General features: G+C 69.8%; 21 protein-coding genes and 2 pseudogenes. 8 read left to right on the top strand and 15 right to left on the bottom strand.

Annotated elements, in window-relative coordinates:
- From AB0D14_RS36045 to AB0D14_RS36060, 4 genes and pseudogenes are all read right to left on the bottom strand, one after another.
- A partial coding sequence (locus tag AB0D14_RS36045) for a hypothetical protein (RefSeq protein WP_362787330.1) occupies nt 1-1,344 on the bottom strand: 1,344 nt, incomplete at its 3' end.
- Nucleotides 1,345-1,598: 254 nt separating this feature from the next.
- Nucleotides 1,599-2,213: pseudogene (locus AB0D14_RS36050) on the bottom strand (WhiB family transcriptional regulator); the annotation flags it as partial.
- 144 nt (nt 2,214-2,357) lie between these two features.
- Nucleotides 2,358-3,074, bottom strand: a complete 717-nt coding sequence (locus AB0D14_RS36055) for a hypothetical protein (RefSeq protein WP_362787331.1) — start codon at nt 3,072-3,074, stop codon at nt 2,358-2,360.
- A 3-nt stretch (nt 3,075-3,077) separates the two neighbouring features.
- Nucleotides 3,078-3,974: a helix-turn-helix domain-containing protein gene (locus tag AB0D14_RS36060; RefSeq protein ID WP_362787332.1), complete on the bottom strand. Its 897-nt coding sequence runs from the start codon at nt 3,972-3,974 to the stop codon at nt 3,078-3,080.
- Between the two features lie 883 nt (nt 3,975-4,857).
- Between AB0D14_RS36060 and AB0D14_RS36065 the strand changes: the two genes are divergently transcribed.
- Genes AB0D14_RS36065 through AB0D14_RS36080 form a run of 4 tightly spaced genes read left to right on the top strand, consistent with a single transcriptional unit; the run spans nt 4,858 to nt 8,470 of the window.
- The gene (locus tag AB0D14_RS36065) at nt 4,858-5,298 is read left to right on the top strand and encodes a helix-turn-helix domain-containing protein (RefSeq protein ID WP_362787333.1); all 441 of its coding nucleotides are present in this window, start codon (nt 4,858-4,860) and stop codon (nt 5,296-5,298) included.
- 36 nt (nt 5,299-5,334) lie between these two features.
- Nucleotides 5,335-5,847 carry a hypothetical protein gene (locus AB0D14_RS36070; protein ID WP_362787334.1) on the top strand — a complete coding sequence of 171 codons (513 nt, stop codon included), beginning with the start codon at nt 5,335-5,337 and terminating at the stop codon, nt 5,845-5,847.
- A complete protein-coding gene (locus tag AB0D14_RS36075; RefSeq protein WP_362787335.1) occupies nt 5,844-7,052 on the top strand; it encodes an MAB_1171c family putative transporter in 1,209 nt (402 codons plus the stop codon). The genes AB0D14_RS36070 and AB0D14_RS36075 overlap by 4 nt, the downstream gene beginning before the upstream one ends.
- Nucleotides 7,049-8,470: an amidase family protein gene (locus tag AB0D14_RS36080; RefSeq protein WP_362787336.1), complete on the top strand. Its 1,422-nt coding sequence runs from the start codon at nt 7,049-7,051 to the stop codon at nt 8,468-8,470. Before AB0D14_RS36075 ends, AB0D14_RS36080 begins: the two co-directional genes overlap by 4 nt.
- Nucleotides 8,471-8,563: 93 nt before the next feature.
- Here AB0D14_RS36080 and AB0D14_RS36085 read toward each other — a convergent pair whose 3' ends face one another.
- Both AB0D14_RS36085 and AB0D14_RS36090 read right to left on the bottom strand, forming a co-directional pair.
- A complete protein-coding gene (locus tag AB0D14_RS36085; protein ID WP_362787337.1) occupies nt 8,564-9,235 on the bottom strand; it encodes a hypothetical protein in 672 nt (223 codons plus the stop codon).
- Nucleotides 9,236-9,351: 116 nt separating this feature from the next.
- Nucleotides 9,352-9,888 carry a hypothetical protein gene (locus AB0D14_RS36090; protein WP_362787338.1) on the bottom strand — a complete coding sequence of 179 codons (537 nt, stop codon included), beginning with the start codon at nt 9,886-9,888 and terminating at the stop codon, nt 9,352-9,354.
- A 211-nt stretch (nt 9,889-10,099) separates the two neighbouring features.
- On the opposite strand from AB0D14_RS36090, the gene AB0D14_RS36095 reads away from it, so the two are divergent.
- Nucleotides 10,100-10,693, top strand: coding sequence for a hypothetical protein (locus tag AB0D14_RS36095; RefSeq protein ID WP_362787339.1), 594 nt, complete (start codon nt 10,100-10,102; stop codon nt 10,691-10,693).
- 99 nt (nt 10,694-10,792) lie between these two features.
- On the opposite strand, the gene AB0D14_RS36100 is transcribed toward AB0D14_RS36095, so the two are convergent.
- The 4 genes from AB0D14_RS36100 to AB0D14_RS36115 form a co-directional block, all read right to left on the bottom strand.
- Nucleotides 10,793-11,281 carry a hypothetical protein gene (locus AB0D14_RS36100; RefSeq protein ID WP_362787340.1) on the bottom strand — a complete coding sequence of 163 codons (489 nt, stop codon included), beginning with the start codon at nt 11,279-11,281 and terminating at the stop codon, nt 10,793-10,795.
- A 348-nt stretch (nt 11,282-11,629) separates the two neighbouring features.
- Nucleotides 11,630-11,875 (bottom strand): hypothetical protein, encoded by a 246-nt coding sequence (locus AB0D14_RS36105; RefSeq protein WP_362787341.1) that lies wholly within the window; start codon nt 11,873-11,875, stop codon nt 11,630-11,632.
- A gap of 35 nt (nt 11,876-11,910) precedes the next feature.
- Nucleotides 11,911-12,636 (bottom strand): hypothetical protein, encoded by a 726-nt coding sequence (locus AB0D14_RS36110; RefSeq protein WP_362787342.1) that lies wholly within the window; start codon nt 12,634-12,636, stop codon nt 11,911-11,913.
- A 274-nt stretch (nt 12,637-12,910) separates the two neighbouring features.
- Entirely contained in the window at nt 12,911-13,546 is a 636-nt protein-coding gene (locus AB0D14_RS36115; RefSeq protein WP_362787343.1) for a 2'-5' RNA ligase family protein, read from the bottom strand.
- A 67-nt stretch (nt 13,547-13,613) separates the two neighbouring features.
- Here AB0D14_RS36115 and AB0D14_RS36120 point away from each other — a divergent pair, with 67 nt between their 5' ends.
- Entirely contained in the window at nt 13,614-14,114 is a 501-nt protein-coding gene (locus AB0D14_RS36120; protein ID WP_362787344.1) for a hypothetical protein, read from the top strand.
- 55 nt (nt 14,115-14,169) lie between these two features.
- On the opposite strand, the gene AB0D14_RS36125 is transcribed toward AB0D14_RS36120, so the two are convergent.
- Together AB0D14_RS36125 and AB0D14_RS36130 are read right to left on the bottom strand one after the other, a co-directional pair.
- Nucleotides 14,170-15,381, bottom strand: coding sequence for a hypothetical protein (locus tag AB0D14_RS36125; protein WP_362787345.1), 1,212 nt, complete (start codon nt 15,379-15,381; stop codon nt 14,170-14,172).
- A gap of 52 nt (nt 15,382-15,433) precedes the next feature.
- Nucleotides 15,434-16,282 (bottom strand): endonuclease/exonuclease/phosphatase family protein, encoded by an 849-nt coding sequence (locus AB0D14_RS36130; protein WP_362787346.1) that lies wholly within the window; start codon nt 16,280-16,282, stop codon nt 15,434-15,436.
- Nucleotides 16,283-16,804: 522 nt separating this feature from the next.
- Here AB0D14_RS36130 and AB0D14_RS36135 point away from each other — a divergent pair.
- A complete protein-coding gene (locus tag AB0D14_RS36135) occupies nt 16,805-17,203 on the top strand; it encodes a hypothetical protein (RefSeq protein WP_362787347.1) in 399 nt (132 codons plus the stop codon).
- 72 nt (nt 17,204-17,275) lie between these two features.
- Nucleotides 17,276-17,413: pseudogene (locus tag AB0D14_RS36140) on the top strand (site-specific integrase); the annotation flags it as partial.
- A 13-nt stretch (nt 17,414-17,426) separates the two neighbouring features.
- Here AB0D14_RS36140 and AB0D14_RS36145 read toward each other — a convergent pair.
- From AB0D14_RS36145 to AB0D14_RS36155, 3 genes are all read right to left on the bottom strand, one after another.
- On the bottom strand, nt 17,427-18,161 hold the full coding sequence (locus AB0D14_RS36145; protein WP_362787348.1) for a 7-carboxy-7-deazaguanine synthase QueE: 735 nt from the start codon (nt 18,159-18,161) through the stop codon (nt 17,427-17,429).
- Nucleotides 18,162-18,236: 75 nt separating this feature from the next.
- Entirely contained in the window at nt 18,237-19,571 is a 1,335-nt protein-coding gene (locus AB0D14_RS36150; RefSeq protein ID WP_362787349.1) for a hypothetical protein, read from the bottom strand.
- Between the two features lie 453 nt (nt 19,572-20,024).
- The gene (locus AB0D14_RS36155) at nt 20,025-20,483 is read right to left on the bottom strand and encodes an NUDIX hydrolase (protein WP_362787350.1); all 459 of its coding nucleotides are present in this window, start codon (nt 20,481-20,483) and stop codon (nt 20,025-20,027) included.
- Nucleotides 20,484-20,631 lie beyond the last annotated feature (148 nt).

Genomic DNA, 20,631 nt, shown 5'->3' on the forward strand with positions numbered 1-20,631 from the left:
CCCCGTGTCGGGGGTGGTCGGTCCCCGGTCCCCGGTGGGTTCGGTCCCCGTGTCGGGGGTGGTCGGTCCCCGGTCCCCGGTGGGTTCGGTCCCCGTGTCGGGGGTGGTCGGTCCCCGGTCCCCGGTGGGTTCGGTCCCCGACTCGGCGGCGATCGGTCCCCGGTGCGAATCAGGGCCATGAGCAGGTACTTCGCGCGTGGGAACGTCGGTCCCCGCGCTTCCGGCGTCCCCCGCTGGGGCTTGTGAATCGATGGGACCGGTCCCCGGGACCGCGTCCGTTTCTGGGGCCTCGGTCCCCACGGTGGTCCCCGCGTCGTTGCCTTCGGTCCCCGCGCCTGACGACTCGTTCGGGTCCGCGCTTTCGGGGACCGGCCCCCTCTGGCAGCACGGTCCCCGGTCCCCGCCTGACTCGTTGGGACCGGCTACGGGGACCGGTGCTTTCGAGGGCGGCTGTGTGGGGACCGTGGCTGCTGTTGCGGTGCTGGGTGTCGGGGACCAGGGCGAGGGCAGCGGGACCGTGGCGAGCGCGAGGGCGTGCCGGCGGGCGGCGAGCTGGTCGAGCAGCTGCGTGCGCTGGAGGGGGTCGGTGCCGACCGAGGCCCTGCCGACCGCCTTTGACAGGCGGCGCGTGAGTCGTCGGCCGCGTCGGCTCCGCTGCTGCTCGGGTGTGCGTTCGGCGAGGCGGGCGGCGAGGGCGACTGCGCGGGTGGTGGCCCGGTCCCGGGTGATCTGCGCGGCGTCGCGGTCCCGTGCGGCGATGCCGAGGCGGGACAGGAGCCGCTCGCGTGCCTCACGCCCCAGGATGGCGATCAGTCCGTGGGAGGCGGCCCCCGGGGTGCGCAGGCGCAGCTCGATCCCCATCGCGAGGTGCCAGAGCACCGCGGCCAGGACCGGGCCGGCGAAGGCGCGGACGGTGCCGCCGATGGGGCCGCTCTCGGCGTAGGCGGGGATCACCTGCACACCGGTGATGACCCACACTAGGGTGCCCGGCGCCCCGGGTGCCCCCTGGGTGGCCAGGTTCTGGCGTGCCATCAGCGCGGTCGCGAAGAGCCCCAGTTCCGCAGCGGCGAACATGGAAGCCCGCTCGGCGGTGCCTGCTATGTCGAGGTAGTCGGCGGCGAAGCTCCAGCTGGTTTCCGCGCTGTAGACGGTGCAGCCCAGCGCGGCGAGTGCTGCGACCAGCACCGTCGGATTGCCGAGGCGTTTGTGTGTACGCGTGGCCCGGCGCCGGATCGCCCAGACGGTCAGGGTGGCTAGGGCGAACACGGCGGCAGCGGTGCCGATGCCGACGAGCAGGGACGGATGCGGGTTGGTACCGAAGGACACCGGGATGAGGTGGGTCATGCAGCCTTTCCAACAGGGGCGTGCGCCAGGGGCGCTTCCGGGAAGGAGAGTTGGTCCCAGCTTTGGGGCCGGGCGGCTCCAAGCCCTGCTGCGCGATCTTCGAGGGGCTTGACCGGGGGTGAGGAGCGGCATCGTTTTTGCGGTGGCTGGTCTGGCGGGGCGGTGGGGCCGGAACCCGCGGGGACCGGCCTGTGCACACCCGGGGTGGGGCCGGTGTCTGCCGGCGGGGTAGGACCGCTGGCCGTTTCCGGAGCCGCTGGGGCCGGCGTCGCTGGTCGGGCTGCCGGCTGCTGTGTGCCGCGCGCGGCGGGCGCGGGGCTGCCTGCTGACGGGGTGGTCTTCTTCCGCTTCTTCTTGGGCCGCGGCACGCCGTAGGTGCGGTCGCGGTGGAAGACCTTGTCGGCGGCCTGCCGGAGCAGGTCCCGGGCGTGCTTGCGGCTGATCTGCAGGGCTGTGGCGAGCCGGGCGGGCCGCCAGCCGCGTACGTAGGCGTGGTCGATGACGACCTGCCGCTCGGCCTCGGTCAGATGCACGTCGCGTCCCTGGAAGAAGGCCGTCACGCGCCGGTAGTCGAGGCGCTGGGACAGTCCGTTGTGCAGGGGGCGCCGCTCGGCTTCCGTGAGGCCGCCCCAGACGCCCTCCTTGAGGACGTTCTCCAGGGCGAAGTCGAGGCAGTCACGACGTACCGGGCACCAGCCGCACAGCTCCTTCGCCTCGGCGATGTCTTCGTGGTCCCGGGGGCCGGGGAAGAACACGGCGTCGGCGTCCTCGACGTCCATGCCGTGGCACGCTCCGCGGGTGTGCCAGCTGGTGTCTGCGATGCCGCGCAGGCCGGTGGCCGGCGCGTCGTGGGTGGCGATGTGGCGCAAGGGACTCTCCGATGTGCTGCCGCGTCTGCTGGCTGAGGCGGTGCTGGGCGGGCGCGGCGTCGGGTGCCTGCTGCGGCGCGAGGGCGTGCGCCGCAGCAGGGCGGGACGGTGCACCGGACGGGATGCACGGGCCGGATGCGCCGGTCAGACCGTGGCGCGCTGCTGGACCTGCTCGATCGGCTGGTTCTGCTGGGCGGCGGCGAGGTCGAGGCGGCAGGGATGCGGGGTGGCGCGCGGGGCGGTGGCGCGTACCCCGTCGTCGGGACCGATCCGCCGGCGGCGACACGGCTCGCCGGGCTGGGCCAGGCACCACTCGCACCTAACGCTCAGGGCGTCGGGCCGCCCCTGCGCGACGGCTGCCTCACGTGCTGCTCGGGCGGGCCGGTAGGGCGCGAGGGCGGCTCGGGCGGCGGGCGGTATGCAGGAGCCGATCTGCCGCAGTCTCGCCTCCAGCCTCGGGTCGATCCCGTCGTGACCGCTGGTGATCGCCCGGGCCTGCGCGGGCTGTGCGGTGCCGGCGGCGACGGCGCGGCGGATGCCGGCCAGCTCGGCCGTCCAGGCGGCCTGGTCGTCCGGGTCGGCGGACGGCGTGGGATCGGAGTGCCGCGCCAGGCGGTCGCGCCGGTAGTTCTCCCAGGGGCGGGCCACGTCCGCGGGCAGGATCGGGTATGGCGAGGTGCGGATGTGCTGGCGGGCGGCGACGCGGATGTCCCAGCCGTGCGGGGTGATCAGCGGCACGTCGCCGAGCAGCTCGTGCCACTGGGCGAGCTGGTCGCGGGCCTCGCCCTGGTCGGTGCGGATGGTGCGGGGGTCGAGCCGGCCGATGTAGGCCAGCAGGGCGGCGATTTCGCGGCGGTCCACGCCTCAGCCCTCCGTTCCGGTCGGCTCGTCGACGGCGGCGAGGAGGGCGGCGGTGTGGGCCTCGGCCCGGGTCATGCCGCCCGGTGCAGCCGGGCCCTTGCCGGACACGGCGTAGAGGCTCGGGCGGCTGGGAGCGTGCTCTCGGGCGATCCAGGAGCGCCAGTCGGCAGCCCAGGCATCCGCCGGCCTCGGCTTATAGCCGGCGCGGTGGGCACGCCACTTCGCGTCGGCCGCCTGCAGACCCTGTTCGCCGAGGCGGTCGAGGTGTCCCTGCTGGCGGGCCCAGGCGTGGGTGGCTGGGCCGACCTGCCACTCGGCAGCCGACGTGACGGCCGCACCACCACTGCTGTACCTCCGGTTCAAATCAGGTTCACTACGGTTCTGTATGCCGGTGGCCGGTACATCGCTGTGCCGGTGGCCGGTACGCCGCTGTGCCGGTTTCCGCCTGGACCTGCCGGTTTCCGGTACTGCCGGTTTCCGGACCCTCGCGGGGGATTCCGGCACCTCACGGGGGCGGATTCCGTACCGCCGGAGGGCCGAGAGCCGGAGCTTCGCAGGAGCGGCGGGCTCGTCAGGCACCCCCGCGTCGCCCTCCTCCTCCTGCTGCTCTCGCCGGGCCTGCACGACGGCCTCGGCGGCGAGAGGCAGGCGGTAGACCGTGCTGCGCTGCGGGCCGACGAGGTCGTCGACCTGCTCCAGCTCGCCGGCGAGGACCAGGCGCTCGAGGGATTCACGCACCGTGGAAACCGAGGCGTGCGTGCGCTTGGCCAGGCTGGACAGCGAGGCCCAGGAGATGCACTGATCGTCGGCCACCCGGTCGGCAATCGACAGCAGGACCAAGCGCGCGGCCCCCCGGCTGGAACTGTGCTCCCACACCCACTCGCGGGCATCCCTGCTCATCGGTCGCCCCTGTCTGCCAGACGCAGGGTGCGCGCGGTCGAGCTGACCGGGCAGCGGTAGCACCGGCGGGTCGTGGGTGGAATGGAGGGGGTGGCTGCCGCGCAGGCCAGGAAGTCGGGCCTTTTGCGCAGGGCAGGAGGCATGTAAGAATCCCCTTTGTAGTGCTGCCACGCTGAAGCGCCCCGTGGAAGGGATCAGCGTGGTGATGGTGGGCAATCGCCGCCCTTGCCGGGGCGGGTATGCCGCTTAGCGTTCGGCGTCCGTGAGTTACCGCTCTCGGGCGCCGTCGCTGTTTTACGGGACCTACTCGGTCCGGTCCGTGCTCGCGGGCTCCTCACGTCCGTTGTCGCGGGCGGGTTGCCCGGGGACGACGAACATACGCACGAACCCGTGTCAAGATCCAGAGTTGGTTCTTAAACTCTGTACTGGTTGCAGAGAGTCACTGCGCGAACTGTCGCCGCAGTCGCCTGTGGGACTCCGCGCAGGCCGCCCTCCGGTATCGAGGAGCACCGTTGCCGCGGTTGTCCTGAACGCCGAGAGCGTGCCATTGCGTCCAAACTGGAGCGGATATCGGACAGTTCCCGCAGCGGAAATGCGATGCGGGTGGGGCGTTTCCACTGTCACCTCCGCGCTTTCCATTCGAAGATCGAAACATTGCGTGCCAGACGTGACGTATATCGCAGAGCGAATACGGCTCGCGCCGCACCGCCCGGCGTACCCCTGCCGGCAGGAATGGACAGGACGACCTGAAACAGGGAGTGTGTGCCACACAGGGACGTGCTGGTGGGGAAGAACTTTCCACATGCGGGATCGGCCCGTCAACTGGTGTTTATCGCGGGGTAGGGTGGTTGTAGTGAATGCGAAGCCCGCCCGGGAAAGGACCATGGAAGAGCCGACCGAAGGCCAGGTGAGCCCCAAGGGGCTCATGGACCGCCTGAACCGCCTGTTCGACACGGTGCACCCGCCCGATCGCGGCCCCTTCAGCAACGCTGAAGTGGCCGAACTGATGGAGAAGCGGGGGCTGGGCAAGCTGTCGGCCCAGTACCTGTGGCTCCTGCGGACGGGGCGGCGCGATAACCCGACGAAGCGTCATCTTGAAGCGCTCGCAGGGTTTTTCGGGGTGGATCCTGCTTATTGGTTCGACGATGCCGTCGCTGAAAAGACCGTGCAGGAGCTTGAGTTGCTCGCACTGCTTCGCGACGCGAAGATCAAGAACGTTCTTCTCCGTCTGTCCGACGTCTCTGCGGACGGAAAGGAAGCCGTTCTGGGGATCGTCGAGAGTGTACGAAAATCCGAGGGGTTGCCGCCCTCAACTGGCGTGTAAAACGCCCTCAGTTCAGTAAGCGATCAAGGAAAAGTAATGTGGTCTGCACGTAGGCTGCGCCGGGCTGACCTCCTGGCCGAGCTGAATCTCCCGCACGTCACCAATATCCGCGATCTCGGCGGCGAGGTCTCCCGCCGCACGGGACGGACGGTGGTCCTGGAGCCCCGGGAGCAGGCGCCCTCGGTGTGCGGCGGATGCGCCGTCACGGAGAGTGCCGTCCACGTGTTCTACGACCCGCGGACCAGCTCCCTGCACCAGGACCACATCATCGCCCACGAGTTCAGCCACCTCCTGCTCGGCCACCACGAGAACCGGCCGGTCTCCGCGCTGGCTCCGGCTTTCATCACCAGCGTGGACCCGGCCACTGTGCAGATGATGCTGGGGCGCACCAAGTACGACGAGGACGAGGAGCGGGATACCGAACTCCTCGCTTCGCTGCTCCAGCGCCGGATCATCGACCGGTGGCTGGTCAGCGACGAGTCTTCCGGGGACGAAGTGCAGGACCGGGTCACGCACACGCTTCTGCGCCGGCGGGAGGCCCGGCCGTGAAGGACCTGCTCCATCCGATCAGCCTCGTCGTCGCGACGCTCGGCTTCCTCTGCCTTCTGCGGGACGTGCCGGCCCGCCGCCGGGACTCCGCCTCCGCCGCGCTGGCCGCCGTCTTCCTGCTGTCGGGGCTGTCGTTCCTGTTCTCCATCACGCCGATGTGGAGCTACCTCGACCGCGCGCTCGGCACCGTCAACCTCTCCGTGCCCCTCGCGCAGGGCTGCGTGGTCGCTCTCCTGGCCTGCCAGCAGGTGGTCCTCACCTACTGGGGATCCCCGCCCGGGGTCGCCCGCCGGCGCAGCCGCCGGTGGCTTGGGGCCGGTTTCGCGGTGGTCGCCGGGCTGCTGGTGCTGTTCGCCCTGCTGACGCCCAGCGCGCCCCGTCCGATCGACTTCACGCTGTACTACGCGCACGACGACTGGTACGCCGCGTACCTCACCCTGTACGTCACGGCCTACACCATCGGGGAACTGTTCCTCGCGCGCGCCTGCTGGCGTCTGGCCCGCCGCAGCACCCGCGATTCCGTGCGCTACGGCCTGCGCATCGTCGCCCTCGGGGCCACCGTCACCCTCGGATACAGTGCGGTCCGCATCGCCAACGTGATCGCCGGCGCCTTCGACACCTCCCTCGCCCAATGGGAGAATTTCGCCTGGACCTGCGGTGATGTCGGCGCCATGCTGACGCTCATCGGCTGGCTCGTGCCCACCATCAGCGACCAGGCCCAGAGCACCCAGTACCGGATCAAGCAGTACCGCAGCTACTACAGGTTGCGCCCATTGTGGCTGGCGTTCTACAGCGAAGCGCCCGAGATCGAGCTGCCGATCGACCGAGTCGACCCGGCCCAGAGGCGTCGCTTCCGCCGCATCTCAGTCCGGCTCTACCGCCGGGCAGTCGAGATCCGGGACGGCCGGTTCGTGATCCGCCGATACCTCGATGCCGCGGTCCGTGAATCCAGCGAAGCCCGCCACCGGGCCCGAGGGCTGCACGGCCAGGATCTGTCCGCCGCCGTCACGGCCGACCAGATCCTCGCCGGAATCGCCGCCCGGGCCGAAGACGCCCGCCCGGCGCCCGGCCAGCTCACAGAATTCGCCGACTCCGAACGCCAGACCAGCGGGCCCATGGACGACATCGACGCTCTCCTAGACGTCGCTCGCCACCTGCCCCGCCAGCCCGCACGAGCCCCCGACTTTGAGCGAGTCTCCGCATGACGACCGACCTCACCCACCAGCCCGCCCACGTCCAGCTCCAGGCGCTGGACCGCCGAGAGATCTCCAGCCGGGAGCTGCTCGACCTCCATCTCGCCCGGATCGATGCCAGCCACATCAACGCCGTCGTCACCCGTGACGACGACGCGGCCCGGAGCGCCGCGCGAGCAGCAGACGAGCGCCGCGCCCGCAACAAGAGCAGCGGGATCCTCGACGGCCTTCCCCTCACGATCAAGGACAGTTTCGAGACGGCCGGCCTGCGCACCACCAGTGGCGCCGAGGAACTGGCGGATCACGTCCCCGCGCGTGACGCCGACGCGGTCGCTCGGCTCCGCCATCAAGGCGCTGTGATCATGGGCAAGACGAACACGCCGGCGTACTGCCAGGACCTGCACACCGACAACAACCTGTTCGGCCGCACCCTCAACCCCCGCGCCCTCCAGCGCACTGTCGGCGGCTCATCCGGCGGCCCCGCCGCCGCGGTCGCCGCCCGCCTGACCCCCGTTGACCTTGGCAGCGACCTCGCCGGCTCACTTAGGCTCCCCGCTCACTACTGTGGCGTCTACGGCCTGCGCCCCACACAAGGACTCGTCCCGGCTCGCGGCCACATCCCCCGCCCACCGGGATGGCTCACCAGCAGCGACATGGTCACTCCGGGCCCCCTGGCACGCCACCCCCGCGATCTCGACCTGCTCCTCGACGCGCTGACGACGCCGTCACCCGCCGAGAACAGCCCCTGGCTCGTCACTCTGCCCACGGCGCGCCGCCCAGTCGGGCAGCTCCGCGTGGCGGTGTGGGCCGAGGATGCAAGCTGCCTCGTCGATCGCGACACTGCCGATGCTCTCGCCACCGTCGAGCAGGCACTGGCCTCCGCCGGCACGAACGTCCGCCGTACCACGGGACCGGTCGGCTTCGCCGATTCTCTCCGCCTGTTCGAGCAGCTCCTCCACGCCACCGCGACGGCCGCCACCGACGACGAAGCGGGCGCGGCCGAACTCGCGGCGGCGCGTGACCTGCACGAGGATGACGCGAGCCCACAGGCCGCCTTCCTCCGCCACCGAACCCAGACACACCGAGCCTGGCTCCGCGCCGACGAGGAACGCCTCCAGCTCCGGGAGACATGGCACCGGTTCTTCGCGGACGCCGAGCACGATGTCCTCATCACCCCCGCTGCTCCCACCGCGGCGATCCCGGCCGGCACCCGCACTCTCATGGTCGACGGCGTCGAGCGGAGCTTCTTCGACCAGACCGGCTGGGCCAACCTCACCAGCCACATCGGCCTCCCCAGCCTGGTCGTACCGGTGACCACGACCGCCCAGGGGCTGCCTGTCGGCGTTCAGATCATCGGCCGACCATACGGGGACCGTGTCCTGCTCGCGGTGGCGGAGGAGCTGGAATCCCTGCTTCCGGCCCTCGGCTGAGGACGTTGCCTTCGCTCCATGCCCCGGGGCAGGGTGGTTGATGTGCCCGGCTTTCCGTTGTCCTGGCCAGAAGGGAGAGGGCGCCTGCGGCCCTCAGCCGACGGCATGCGGACGGACTGTGCCGGCCGGGAAGTGGGCATCGACTCTGGGGCCGTAGATACGGTACGAGGCGGGAACGGTGACGCACCGCAGAGCGTTGTCGAGGTCCCACACCACCGCCGCGACGCGTCCTTGAAGCCCATCATCGGGGCCGCCGACCAGCCGGGCTTCGGAAGCGAGCGGGAGCCCACCGACCTGTGCAAGGAGCGCCTTGTCCAGGGCGCCCCGGAGTGAGTCCACCGCCCGGGGGAAGAACGCGTCGCCCCCGAGGGAAAGCGGGTACTCGATCACTTCGGCTTCGTCCGGCCATGCCATAGGGGAGGTGTATGGCCCGCTTGCGTTCGCCAGCAGCCAGGCGCGCCGCATCTGGACCGGATCCGCGGCGGGATGGCGCGGCCAGTTCGGTACGGCAAGCAGAGAGGCGGGGTCCTCGGGCATCGCGATGGGCGGGCAGTGCGTGTTGAGGGACTCATGCAGCGCGGCGGGATCGCCGAGTTCGTAGCGTGCTTTCGCGAGTGGCACGCCGTCGACCGCAGTCTCCTCGCGTGCCGCGATCAGATGGAGCATGAGGGCGAGCAGTCCGCCCGGAGGCGAGTCGAGAACGTAAAACTCGCGCGCGCGGCCTGTCGCGGCCTGCCAGCTAGTGTCCTTGCTCAACTGCACCATGCCGCCACCCTAAGGCGTGCGTCTCGAAGCTGTGCCGGTGTCCAACTACTCGTCCATGGGGGCGAGATCTTCCGCCCGTACGATGACGCGTTCGCCGCGCAGGCCCGGGTCCGTCATCATGTTCCCCCCCCGTCGGAGGTGGGCACCACCAGCGTGCGTGTGCCGGGGCCTGCGAGGTCTACTTCGTAGCCGTGCGGGGGCCCTGGTCGTACGGTGCGGTGCTCGTCATCCAACAGCCAGGCGGGACACACCACTTTGCCTTCGCGACCCTCGTCCTCGCCGCCCATCACCTGTACCCGGGTGCGGGGTGGCAAACCTGCGGGCCGCTCGGCAGCCAGCGCGTCCCGGGCCGCTGCACAGGCCCAGAGCGTGACCACTTCGACGGCGGGCTTCGACGAACCGCGTCCGATGCCGCGTGGCATCCCGTCGCCGTTGGCCCGAGGGGGTTCCTTGGGCCATGGCCGGGTCAGCCAGGTCCATTCGGATACCGCCTTGGCCGACTGCGCGTCCGGGCCCGCCAACCCCAGCTCGGCGGCGAGTTCATACACCGTCGAAGGTCCTCGATCAAGGTGCCACAGCAGACTGCCGGTCTCCGCCTCGGCCACGGAGTGGCCAAGACGCATGGCCAGGCCCGCCAGGGTGACCGCCAGCACGCCACGGACGGCTCGCCCGTCCCACGAATCGGCAGGGTGAAGCCCGAATGAGGCGATCCGCTCCGCCCGCTCCTCCGCCCTGACGGCTGAGCTCGCGCCCTCCTGGAGGCACCCGAACGGCTTGTACAGGTGGGCGGGGTGTGCCGGCGCCGGTACGGGGCCGTTGGACCGGTGTTGGCAGTGTCGCGCAGGCGCTCATACGGTAGCGGCCATGACCGAGACCTCAGACCGGCGCCGCGTGGGTGAGATCGCTCGTTCACTCAACCAGTACGCGTGGCGGCCCACCCGCGACGAAGTCCAGTGCGGGGCCGGGTTCTTCCAGCTGGTTAAGGGTATGGAGGAGGCACAGCGCCCGGAACTCCCCCGGGACGCGACCGCGAAGCCGTGGCCACGGCTCCTGCGCACGGAGAACGTCCTCGTGCTGGGCGAGGAAGTCGCCCTGCTGCAGGAGGAGTTCTTGCCCGAATGGCGCGCCCGGCTGCCCGACGGCTCGCCCATGACCGAGCTGATCGAGCTCTATGTCCAGGGCGCGGAGCCGGTGGTGCGGCACACGGAGGCCGTGTGGGCTGCCTGGGAAAGCGCGGTGCTGCCCGAGCCAGCGGAGAAGGACATTGCTTGGCAGGCGCGGTACTCGGGTACGCCGGCTGCGGAGGTCACGGCCCGGCTGCGGTACGAGATCGCCGCCCGCTGGGAGGAGGAACCGGATCGGCGCTCGCTATGGGGAGCGATGGAACCAGCGTGGAATTACCTCGGAGGCGTGCGGTCGACCATGATGGCCGCGGTGAGCGGGGACGTGGAGTACTGACGGGTCGTTTCGGACGTGGCTGGGCATGTGCGCGAGGGCCGGCTGGGGAACGTGGGCGGTGTGTGCCCACCGGCGTGATGTGGAGCCAGGCAGTCCGCGCTAGCGGAACAAGGGGTCCTCGGGATCGAATGGCTCGGAGTGGCGTTGCGGAACGGTGCGCCTGCGTCCCCAGTCCCCGGAGGTATCGAGGTCTGCGTCGCGGACGGTGAGCTGCCGCTGCGTCCTGTGCAGGAGCGCGGTCAGCTCCGCCGGCGGCCGGGGCACCTGGTGGGGGGTGCGGTCGTCGGGCGGGAGACTGTTCCGGTTCTGCTCGTCCCACCAGCGCAGCCACGTGTAGAGCACGGACGGGTACAGCTCCGCGGGCCCCGGTCGCGGGCTACGGATCTCTACCGCGTATCCCGTTGGCTCTTCCTGCAGCCGCCCGGGGTTGTCGCGGATCCACACGAGCGCGCTGCGAGGGGTCGTGACCGCTCCGATCACCAACGCGCCGTAGCGGAAGTGCGCCACGGCATCGTGGAGCGTGCGATGCGCCTGGAAGGTTTCCTGGTCGCGGGCGTCCGCGACGACAACCGAGGCATTCGCCGCCATGTACTCATCCGATGCCGGAGCCAGCAGATGCACATACCGCTGCTCCTCCGGCTCATGCGACGGCCGCGGTGCGCTCACCCTCATCCGGACCTGGAGAATGGGATGCGCGGAAGTGACATGGCTGTCCACACTGCTCGGCGTCACAATGCTCTCCGTAATATTCACCGCAGTCCCCTCTGTGGTCCGTCCTCCGGCAGGTACCAGAATTTCACGCTGCCCCTGCGCGCCGAAGGGCAACCGCACAAGAGCACGCTGCGGGCGCCGACGGACTCACCGGGCGTGGCTGCCCCCGAGAGCCTCGTGCCCGCAGATGCCCGGACCAGTGTGACTCGGGTTTGGGCTTGAGGCTTACGAGGTGGTGGCCAGTTCGGTCGCCCGTATGTCGTCGCGCAGCTGCCACAGCATCGCCGGCCATCCGATCACCTCGACCGGCCGGCGCTCGCGCAGATGCAGGGCGTAGAGGACCGTGGCGACGATGGAGCGCATCGCCACGTCTTCCGAGCACTGCTCGTCCATCCCTCCGGGCCGGTCAGCCGCGCTCGCGCGCCATATGGCCTCGTCCCACGGTTCGGGGGCAGGAGAGTGACGGGGCATGGGCGGGTTCCTGCTGGTCGGGGTGGTGCGTGGGCCTAGAAGACGAACTTTGCGAACTTATCGGCTCGTTCTGCGAGTTCGAGGCGGGCTGCTGCCGGGTCAGGGATGACGTCCGGGCGCCCGTACAGCCAGGTGACCAGTGCCGCTGCCGCGTGCACGGAGGCCACGGGCTGGCCGGTCAGGTGCTCGGTGATGACGTCGTTGATCTTGAGGCGGCTGGTGGCGAGCGCTTCGAGCTGGTCGAGCGCGGCCTCCCAGTGCTTCGGCGGGCACAGGATCCCGAGGAGGGGCCGGGCGCCGGCTTGCCACTGGTCGGGGTCCGGGGTCGCGGTGTCCAGGTGCCGCAGGCCTTCGGCGGCGAGGTGGTCGACGACGCCGGGAACCAGGGAGCGCGGTACCCAGCTGGAGAGGACTTCGGCCACCTGCTCCGCCGGGCTGCCGGCCATGGCCTGGGCCTTCACCAGAAGGCGATCCGTCTTGATCCGCGCCGCGTAGTCCTCGTCGCTCTCGTCCAGCTCCTGCGGGGCGAACAGGTTCTCGGGCAGGCCGTCCGCGCCGTCCAGCGCGCCCTCCAGATACGACAGGAGGATCATCCACGCGTACACCTGCTTGCCGATCTCCCCGCGGGTGTACGAGGACATCCGTCCGCCGCCCAGGTCGTCCGTCGACACCGGCAGGGACGGCTCCGGTGCCAGCTCCCGTTCCCGCCGTGCGGACCGGTCCTTCGCACGCTGCGCCCGCATCCGCTTGCCCTTGCCCACGTCGTGCTCCCTCTCGCTTACGCAGTTCCGGTGCGATCGGCCGGCCTGGCGGGGCTGCCGCCGGGGCCGGGAAGACGCAGGCGACCGGAGCCGATGAGACAGACTCCGCCGACGTCGATCGACTGGATGTCATTTTGGTCGGCCACTGCCTGCGCGTATAAGGTGGATGGCCGGTTTGCGGCCTTGCCCTGGCTGAGGGTGAGCTGGACGCCGGAGGCCAGGAGCCGGAGGCGTACGGGGTGGGCGGCGAGCGGACCGGCCTGGGCAGAGGCTCTCACCGGCCGCTCTTGCCGCCTAGCGGCACACTGGCCAGGTTCTCCCAGACGATCTGTGATTTACCGTCGTGCCACTGCGAAACCAGCGACAGCGTGTGGGCTTGGATCGTTACCGGGGCGGCCTCCACGTCCGACAACGCCACCTTGAGCGCCGTCCGGTCCGCCAAGTGTCCGGCGGGACCGGCATAGGCCAAACTCGCGTGGGGGTAGTAGGCCGCGGGGATCAACGTGAAGCGCTCCCCCATTACCTTCCTGGTCGCCTCGGCTGTCAGCTCCCACAAGCGCCGTCCGGCAGCACCCGGGCGCCCCGCGCACTCCAGCGCGACCGTGCCCACCGTAGGCGGGTACAGCGTCAACTCGAACGGGGCCACCGTCGTGGCCGCAGCCCGAACCTTGCCCACTATCGCTTCCAGCTCGACGTCGCTGGTTTGCGACTGCGGCCCGGCGTGCAGGACCGTGATGTGCACCCACTGAGCCGGCACCAGATTGAGCCCCGGCATGCTGACCACCTCGCGATACGGCCCCGTCAATGCCGCCGCCTCCTCTTTCGATGGCAGGAGATGCCAGTGCAGGTCACGACGTCCCGCAGGCCACGCGTGCGTGCGACCCATGACACGGGCGAAAAAGTCGTCCATCAAGAACTCCCTGGTGTAATTCGGTGAATTCAGGCAGGCCACCGGGCACGTGAGCCAGTATGGAGACATGACATTGCTGCTGGAGGTGCTTCGCGAACAGCGGGCCCAAGCCGTCGACGGGCCGGCACGATACGAACAGGCGTGGGACCGGATGGTCGAACTGGTCAGCCCGATATGGCACAACGAGCCGATGTGGGGCGGATCCTGTCTGCCCGACGGCGGCGCGGCCCTGGCCGTGGCTCTCTACCTCATCGCCGAGGAACACCAGGTCCACCCCCGCGACGTCCGTCGCGACCAGATCGAGGCCCTCCTAGTGAAGTCCACCGAGACCGGCATGACCCTGCCTGCGACGCTTCCCCTCTGGGAAGGGCGGCTGCGCGCTCTCCGACATGACCTGGATGCCGGCACCGACCCGGTATCCGTTATCTGGCGCAGACTGCGGAGGGACAACAGCCCACCGGAAACCGCCTGCGACGACACTTACTTCGACTCTACGCACCGCTGGGATTACGGATTCGTAGAGGGCCTGGACGTGGTCCTCGCGCCTCGCTACGCCCTTGCGTTCTGAGCCTTCTTCGGAGCTGTAGCAGTTGACTGCGGAGCTGCGGGCCGGGCATCTTGTCCTACACCGTCTCCAGGTAGTCCCGGAAGAAGCCGCTGTTGAAGTCGATCGCGGTCCTGATCCCGTCGGTGACCGCCGGGCCGCTCCGCGGGGCATGCACGGTGTGAGACGGTTCTGTCGCCGGGGTGTGGTCGATCCGCAAGCGCCTCCACAGCCGTGCCACGGGGTCGGCCGTGTCCTCCGGATCGTGCCCCAGGTTCCGCAGGCGTGCCTCCCAGAGCGCCGGGACTTCGCGGGGGTTCAGGTGCTGAGCGGCCAGTTCGATGATTTGCTGCGCCGTGACCTCGGCCGGTGCTGTGCCGTTCGTGGCAGCCGCGAGGTAGAAAGCGGTCGTCAGCGCAGCGGCAGCCTCGGCGTACTTCCCCTCCTGCCCCATGACGTAGCCGCCGAGGCTGACTCCGACCATCTGGAGCGTGTGGTCCCAGGACGCCTGCCATACTCCGGGACCGCCCTCGTCCCGCCACGCGTGCAGTTGTTCGCGCACCAGGACCCGGGCCGGCGCCATGCGCTGCCACTCGGTCAGGGTGTCGTCGAGGAGAGTGCGGACCGCTGCGTCCAGGGCTCGTCCGTCGTTGGTGTCGCGGATCGCCGGACTGGCGAGGGCGAGCGCCGAGTGCACGAGGAGGAGCTCCAACTGGCCGGCCGCATGCCGCGCCGGCAGCCGGATTTTGATGGCGGCGTGCAGGGCCTGGGCGAGGTCGGCAGCGCTGAGGTCGGTGTTCTCGGCGATCCGGGCATTGCGCTTGTCCGGCCCGTTGTACCAGGGGTTACAGCGGCGTTGGTGCTCTGCGTCGCGCCACGCGGCCAGCCTCTGCATCAGCGTGCGGGCCCAGGAGGCCGGGTCGACCGCGATGAGGATCAGCCGCTTCAGCAGGTTGCAACCCCAGTTGAGCTCGGGGTTTTCATACGCTTCGACGTCGGTCGTGTGGCCGCCTTGGCAGGTAACGCTCAGCAGGCCGCCCCAGCGGCCGGAGACCACAAGGCGGCCGGTGGTCCGGCAGACCGGGCAGCGCAGGAGGTCGATGCCGGTCGCCGGCTCGTAGTCGGCCGTGCTGAACTCACTGGATTCGGCCACTCTCGCGTTCCATGAATCAGCCTCGATATCCCGCCGTTCGACCGCGATGCCGTCAAGGACGATGGTCCACACGCGGGTGTCCCCGCCCCGGGGCGGGCCTTCGGCCGGGGGCTTCTCCTGGTATCCATGAGCACGCACGACGGCTGCCTCCTTGGCGTGACGGGCACTCAGCACACAGTACCGGCGGTGTTCAGCGGTGCTTCCACGGGTTGGACGTATCGATGAGATCGGTGTCGATGGTGAACACGAGCCCCTTGTGGTCGGATGCCCTCTGGGGTTGGTCGAGGAGCCGGTAGCCGGAGACCGCCGGAGCGAGGGGAGCGGACACCCAGACCTGGTCGACGCGGTCGTCTGTCCCGGTCGGATCCAGGACGGCCGGGTCCTGCTCCTTCTGGAACAGGTGCCAGGCGGCATCGACGTATCCGTGGCGGGCGAGCCTTTCCGTCACCTGCCGCTCCGGCCTCGGATCCGTACTGCCGGGCACAGGCGGAAGCGTGCGTGCACCGATGTTGTAGGGCCGCATCGTGCTGTAGTCGGGCGGAGGGCTCTGCGGAGAAGCTGGCGGGTAGTTCACGTCCCCGGCCAGGACCACGTAGGGGCCGTACTTGTAGCCGCGGGACGCGGCTGTCCCGGCCTCGATCGCGGCTTTCTCGGCCGCGAACGGAGTGAAGTGCACGGGGACGAACGCCAGCGGGGCGGGCAGGCCGACATCGAAAGTCGTTACCGCGAACCCGTGCAGCGTCTCACCGGAGAAATCCGGGTTGTGGCGCTTCCAGCGGCCCAGAACCTCGCGTCGGTACAGCAGGGCCGTTCCCAGCCCGCTTGATGACGGTGCCAGCGGAGCTGCGTCCAGGTTCAGGTCCTCGCAGGCGCGGGCCAGTTGCTTGTGCCCGTACCGGTGCCAGCCCTTAACTTCGCACAGCATGACGAAGTCGATCCGGCCGCCAGCCGTGTTGATCCGCTGGGCCAGCAGCGGCCACCGGTCGTCGGGTCGCCCGTCCCCGTCCTCGGTCCCGCCCGTGCCAAGGTTTTGCACCACACCCGTCAGGAGCACAACTCCTCCTCTCCGCGCCGACCGCCTCGGTGTGATGATCTCCCGCTTTCGGCGGCAGCCGATCGCAGAATGCCAGAACTTATTATCTCCGTGGCCTGCACCAGCAGTATCCTCGGCGGGCGGAGGAGCAGAGGCGGGGCGACGGTCCGGGCCAGTTGCGGACTGTCAGGTGGCGTAGATGATGGACGGACGGTCGGCGCCGCTCAGCCTCTGGTATCCGCCACGGACAAGCCCACCGAGGGGGACCGCCCGGTGCTGGGCCGGGCCGCAGCCGGCGTCGCATGCCGTCCCCGGCGGACGAATGAGATCAGTGATCGTGCTGCGCGTTGTGGCAGGGCCGGACGGTCCGGTAGACAGGGGATCCGAAGCTCGCAGGTTGACGAGGGGGAGGGCACGCTGATGCTTGGTTGGCCGAAGCCGGGGAGCATCCGGCGGGAACGTGATCTGGCCTGGCGTGCCCAATGTGACATTGCGACTCGCGCGCCGTTCGCCGCCACCGTCCGCAATGTGCCTGGGGAGCAGGACCCGGACTCGCTGGTGGGCGAGGCTCTGTACGACAGCGCGCGCGTTCACGAGACGCTGATGGAGCTGGTGGGTGGCCTCGATCCGCGTCGCCCCCTGAAGACGACGGCAGAGGACGCCCTGGCCGCCATGTCCGCGCTCCTCGTCCTGCGCCTGTCCTGGATCGTGTACTGCGACGAGCGCTTCAGTCTCGACCCCGACGCCACGGACCCACGCAGTGAGATGAGCCGACAGTGGGTCTCGGGTGACATGGTGCGCGCGTGGCGGTACTTCGACCAGGGCAAGCGGGCGCTCGCCGCCGCGACTGAGAGGATCGCGGAACTGCAGCCAGAGCTGGCCGCGTTCTGTGGCCATGACCTCACGGCCCCCCAAGGGGCCGCATGATGCGGTACGTCGAGGCGCCCGACGAGTTCACGGGATCCGGAACGTGCCTCTTCCTTACTGGAGTACCCGGGCACAGCCCGGCAGAAAATCAACCGGAGCGACGGCTCCTTCGCGTTCCTGGAGCAGCGGTACGCCGGCGAGGTCGCCCGCAGCTTCGGCGTGGCCGTGGAATCGCCGGTCGATCCGTTCAACGGTCCCCAGCACCGCGGCGCATGTGACAGCGTCAGCGGTCGGGGTCGTTGTTCCACAGGAAGACGTGGGCGCGGAAGGACAGGCCGTATCCCCGTGCCAGGGCGGCGTCCACCACCTGCTGGGCCGTGGTGATGTTCGTGGGCCCGTCGGAGCCTTCCGGCATCACCATCACGCGCTGCACCCGCAGCGGTACATCCGCGACGATGTGGTCGACCTCAGCGAGATCCCTCGCGTGGTTTTCGGTGACGACGAACTTGAACCACGCCTTGCCCGTGTCGCGCAGCGCCGCGAGGACCGCTGGCTTGTACCGCTTGGACAGCTGGTTCCCGCTGTTCGCCAGCTTCGGCGACACGTTGTACTGCGTGACGACGGAGTCGAACGCGGCGGTCGGCGTGATCGTGCCGGCCGTCTCGATGTGCACCTCGTTGCCCCAGCCGCGCAGCTGCTGCAGCACGGGGAGCAGGGACTGCTGCTGCATCATCGGCTCTCCGCCGGAGACCACGATGATGGTCGGACGCGTCTGGATGTCCCACAGCTTCCGCAGACCGGAGAGGATTTCGTCCGGCTCCATGAATTTCAGGCCGTACGCTGGGTCGTCCCGGTCGTAGCGGCGACCGCTGCGGGTCTTAGCCGCCTTCTCATCGGTGACCGCCCACGTGTACGCGGTGTCGCAGAACGTACATTCCAGGGGGCAGTCGAAGACCCGCACGAACAGGCAGTGCCGGCCCGCGGCACTGCCTTCCCCCTGAACGGTGGGCCCGAACAACTGACTGATCTTAAGACCTGTGCCCCCTCGCACGCCGGACTGTGAATGGGCGGACCCGGCCCCGGAGGCGGCGTCTTACCGTGCCGTGCCGAGATGCACGGCCGGGATCGTCTTAAGGTCGGTGGCCTCGACCTCGACCAGGAGGTGGTCCGCGAGCCCCGGGGGGAGCTGTGCGCCCACCCACCGGTGCACCCACCCGGCCAGCCACCGCTCGTCCGTTGCGGCCTCGACGCCCCCTTCCAGCCGGTCCAGGTCCTTGCCGCGCAACGGTCCTTCCGTGCGCTCCAGGGCAGCGGCCACCGTGCGCAGCCGCATCGCGGCGTCATCGGTGAGAACACCGAGCGGCGCGAGGACCTCGATCCGGATGCGGTAGTCATGCCGGTGCCGGCCCTGCCCGCAGGGGTGATTCCTGAGCTGAGCCGACAGGGTGTGGTGCGCGGAGACCTCCATCAGGTGGACGGACGTCACGTGCCCAAAACGCGCGGGGGCCTGCCGCCCGGCCGTGCCGCGGGACAGGTAGGCGGTGTACTCCTGGCGGACATAGCGCTGCGGGACGTCGTCCCACCGGCTGTCCACGGGCGGAATCTCCCCACGCCACAGGCCGCTTCCCGCATCCTGCTCCCGCAGGGCCTGCGCAGTGGTATGCGCGTTGTCCCGCTGCTCGGGCGAGGCATAGGCGGCGAACGCGAGGACCGTCCGGTCGAGCAACGCGGCGCGCACCAGCAGCAGTTCACGGCTCAGGGCCGGATGCACCTCCCCGATGATCTGCTGGACCCGGTGGTGGGCCCTGAGCGAGTCGGCCGCCCGGCGGTGCGCTTCGAGTGAGAGATGGCCCGCCGGCAGCGCCGCGGGCGATGCGCCGCTCTCGTCCACCGGATACGGAAGGGATGCCAGGCGCCCGACCGCCTGCTGCAGATCGGGGATGGTACGCAGCCGGTCACCGACCGTCTCGCCGTGCTCCGCGTGGGCCCGTATCACGCCGCTCGTCAGAGCCGACACCGCATCCTGTACGGCCAGCCCGTTAGGGTCCTTCGCGGTGAGGAGAAGTTCCAGGAGCTCCCGGGCCTGGGGCCAGACGTCGTTCTCGGGGACAGCCTGTTGCAGGACGTCCCGGTCCGGGACAGCGACAAGCTGGACCACCGGCTGGAGCGGAACCTTCAGCAGCCGGGCACCATCCGGGGCAGCCAGGCCCTGTTCGATCGCCGTCGCGTGCAGCGCAGCCGCCAGCACGGCGGTCACGATCGAGGTCAGCTCGTCCAGGTCGGCGCCGAGGTCTTCCTCCGCCTCGACCCAGGCGTTGGGCGAGAGGATGAAATGCCACTTGATCAGGGCCTGCGCCCAGGCGATGCTGCCGGCCCACGGCGAGGGGAACCGGGCCTTCTCTATCTGCTGCGGGAGGTCGTCGTCCACCGGCTCACGCTATCGGCACCCTGGACTCCAGATCATGAGATCGGCTGGATCAGATGCCGCGCCGGACCGGCCCTGCCGGGACACCGCACGGCCCGGGAGCCGGGCCACGGCCCGGCATGGTGCAATTCGAGCCACTTCGGTTCGCAGCGATGCGCCCGGCCGGACCGGCGGCTGAGGAGGCACACGGAGGAAAGCCGGGGTCGCGCGCTGTGACGCCATGCCCAGCGTCTGCCCCGGAAGTGCTGTTTACGATCGCTTACCCTGCCGGCCTCTTCCGGTGGCTCTCGCGGTTCCACCAGGCCCCAGCTGGAGCGGCCTGAGCCGTCTTCCGCTCACGTAGACGTACGCGGTTACCGTGTTCAACCCGAACGCCCTGGAAGGGCTCCGCCCGCCAGGAGCCGTTGCGAGAACACCAACCACGGCACACCGAGGCGCAGGGGGAGGTGCCTTGCTCTATGCCGACGCGTGTCCGGCCAGCAGGAGCCCAGCCACGCTCCCAGCTTCGGTGATCTTTCCGGAGCGAACTGCCCCGACAGCGTGGTCCAGGTTCCACCAGTGCAGCGTCATGCCGATCTCGGTGTCGTCGCGATGCGTACGGCCCGGCCGAAGGCTCGTGGCCACGTAGAGATGGGTTTGTGCGCCCGTAGTTGCGGCGAGCGGGTCGATGGTGGCGAGCAGGTGTATCTCGCCGGCGACCATGCCGGTCTCCTCTTCGAGTTCCCGGACGGCTGCCACCTGCGGATCCTGCCCCCCGACACCGCCCCCGGGAAGGTGCAGGATGCGCCGCTCCTGGAGATAGAAGTCGTCCTGGACCAGGACAACCCGGCCGTCGTCATCGAGGGCCACGACACGTACGCCGTCCTCAACCACGACGTGCTCATACGTGCCGGCCACGCCGTCCGGCCTGATCACCGAGTCACGGTTCAGCGTGATGAACGGCCCCCTGTGCACCACCTCGGTCGCAGTCCGTGTCCACCCCATCGCGCCCGCCCACCCCCGAGTACCTGCTGCCGATCGCGAAGAACCACCCTAAGCGCCTACGCCCGAACTCCCATGCCTC

It is taken from the genome of Streptomyces sp. NPDC048484 (genome assembly GCF_040651415.1).
Classification (GTDB): domain Bacteria; phylum Actinomycetota; class Actinomycetes; order Streptomycetales; family Streptomycetaceae; genus Streptomyces.

What these genes read in the sequence shown, in the direction of transcription:
- AB0D14_RS36060 (WP_362787332.1), bottom strand. Translation starts at nt 3,974, where the DNA reads ATGAGCAGGGATGCCCGCGAGTGGGTGTGGGAGCACAGTTCCAGCCGG.
- AB0D14_RS36065 (WP_362787333.1), top strand. Translation starts at nt 4,858, where the DNA reads ATGGAAGAGCCGACCGAAGGCCAGGTGAGCCCCAAGGGGCTCATGGAC.
- AB0D14_RS36070 (WP_362787334.1), top strand. Translation starts at nt 5,335, where the DNA reads ATGTGGTCTGCACGTAGGCTGCGCCGGGCTGACCTCCTGGCCGAGCTG.
- AB0D14_RS36080 (WP_362787336.1), top strand. Translation starts at nt 7,049, where the DNA reads ATGACGACCGACCTCACCCACCAGCCCGCCCACGTCCAGCTCCAGGCG.
- AB0D14_RS36085 (WP_362787337.1), bottom strand. Translation starts at nt 9,235, where the DNA reads ATGGTGCAGTTGAGCAAGGACACTAGCTGGCAGGCCGCGACAGGCCGC.
- AB0D14_RS36095 (WP_362787339.1), top strand. Translation starts at nt 10,100, where the DNA reads ATGACCGAGACCTCAGACCGGCGCCGCGTGGGTGAGATCGCTCGTTCA.
- AB0D14_RS36100 (WP_362787340.1), bottom strand. Translation starts at nt 11,281, where the DNA reads ATGGCGGCGAATGCCTCGGTTGTCGTCGCGGACGCCCGCGACCAGGAA.
- AB0D14_RS36105 (WP_362787341.1), bottom strand. Translation starts at nt 11,875, where the DNA reads ATGCCCCGTCACTCTCCTGCCCCCGAACCGTGGGACGAGGCCATATGG.
- AB0D14_RS36115 (WP_362787343.1), bottom strand. Translation starts at nt 13,546, where the DNA reads ATGGACGACTTTTTCGCCCGTGTCATGGGTCGCACGCACGCGTGGCCT.
- AB0D14_RS36120 (WP_362787344.1), top strand. Translation starts at nt 13,614, where the DNA reads ATGACATTGCTGCTGGAGGTGCTTCGCGAACAGCGGGCCCAAGCCGTC.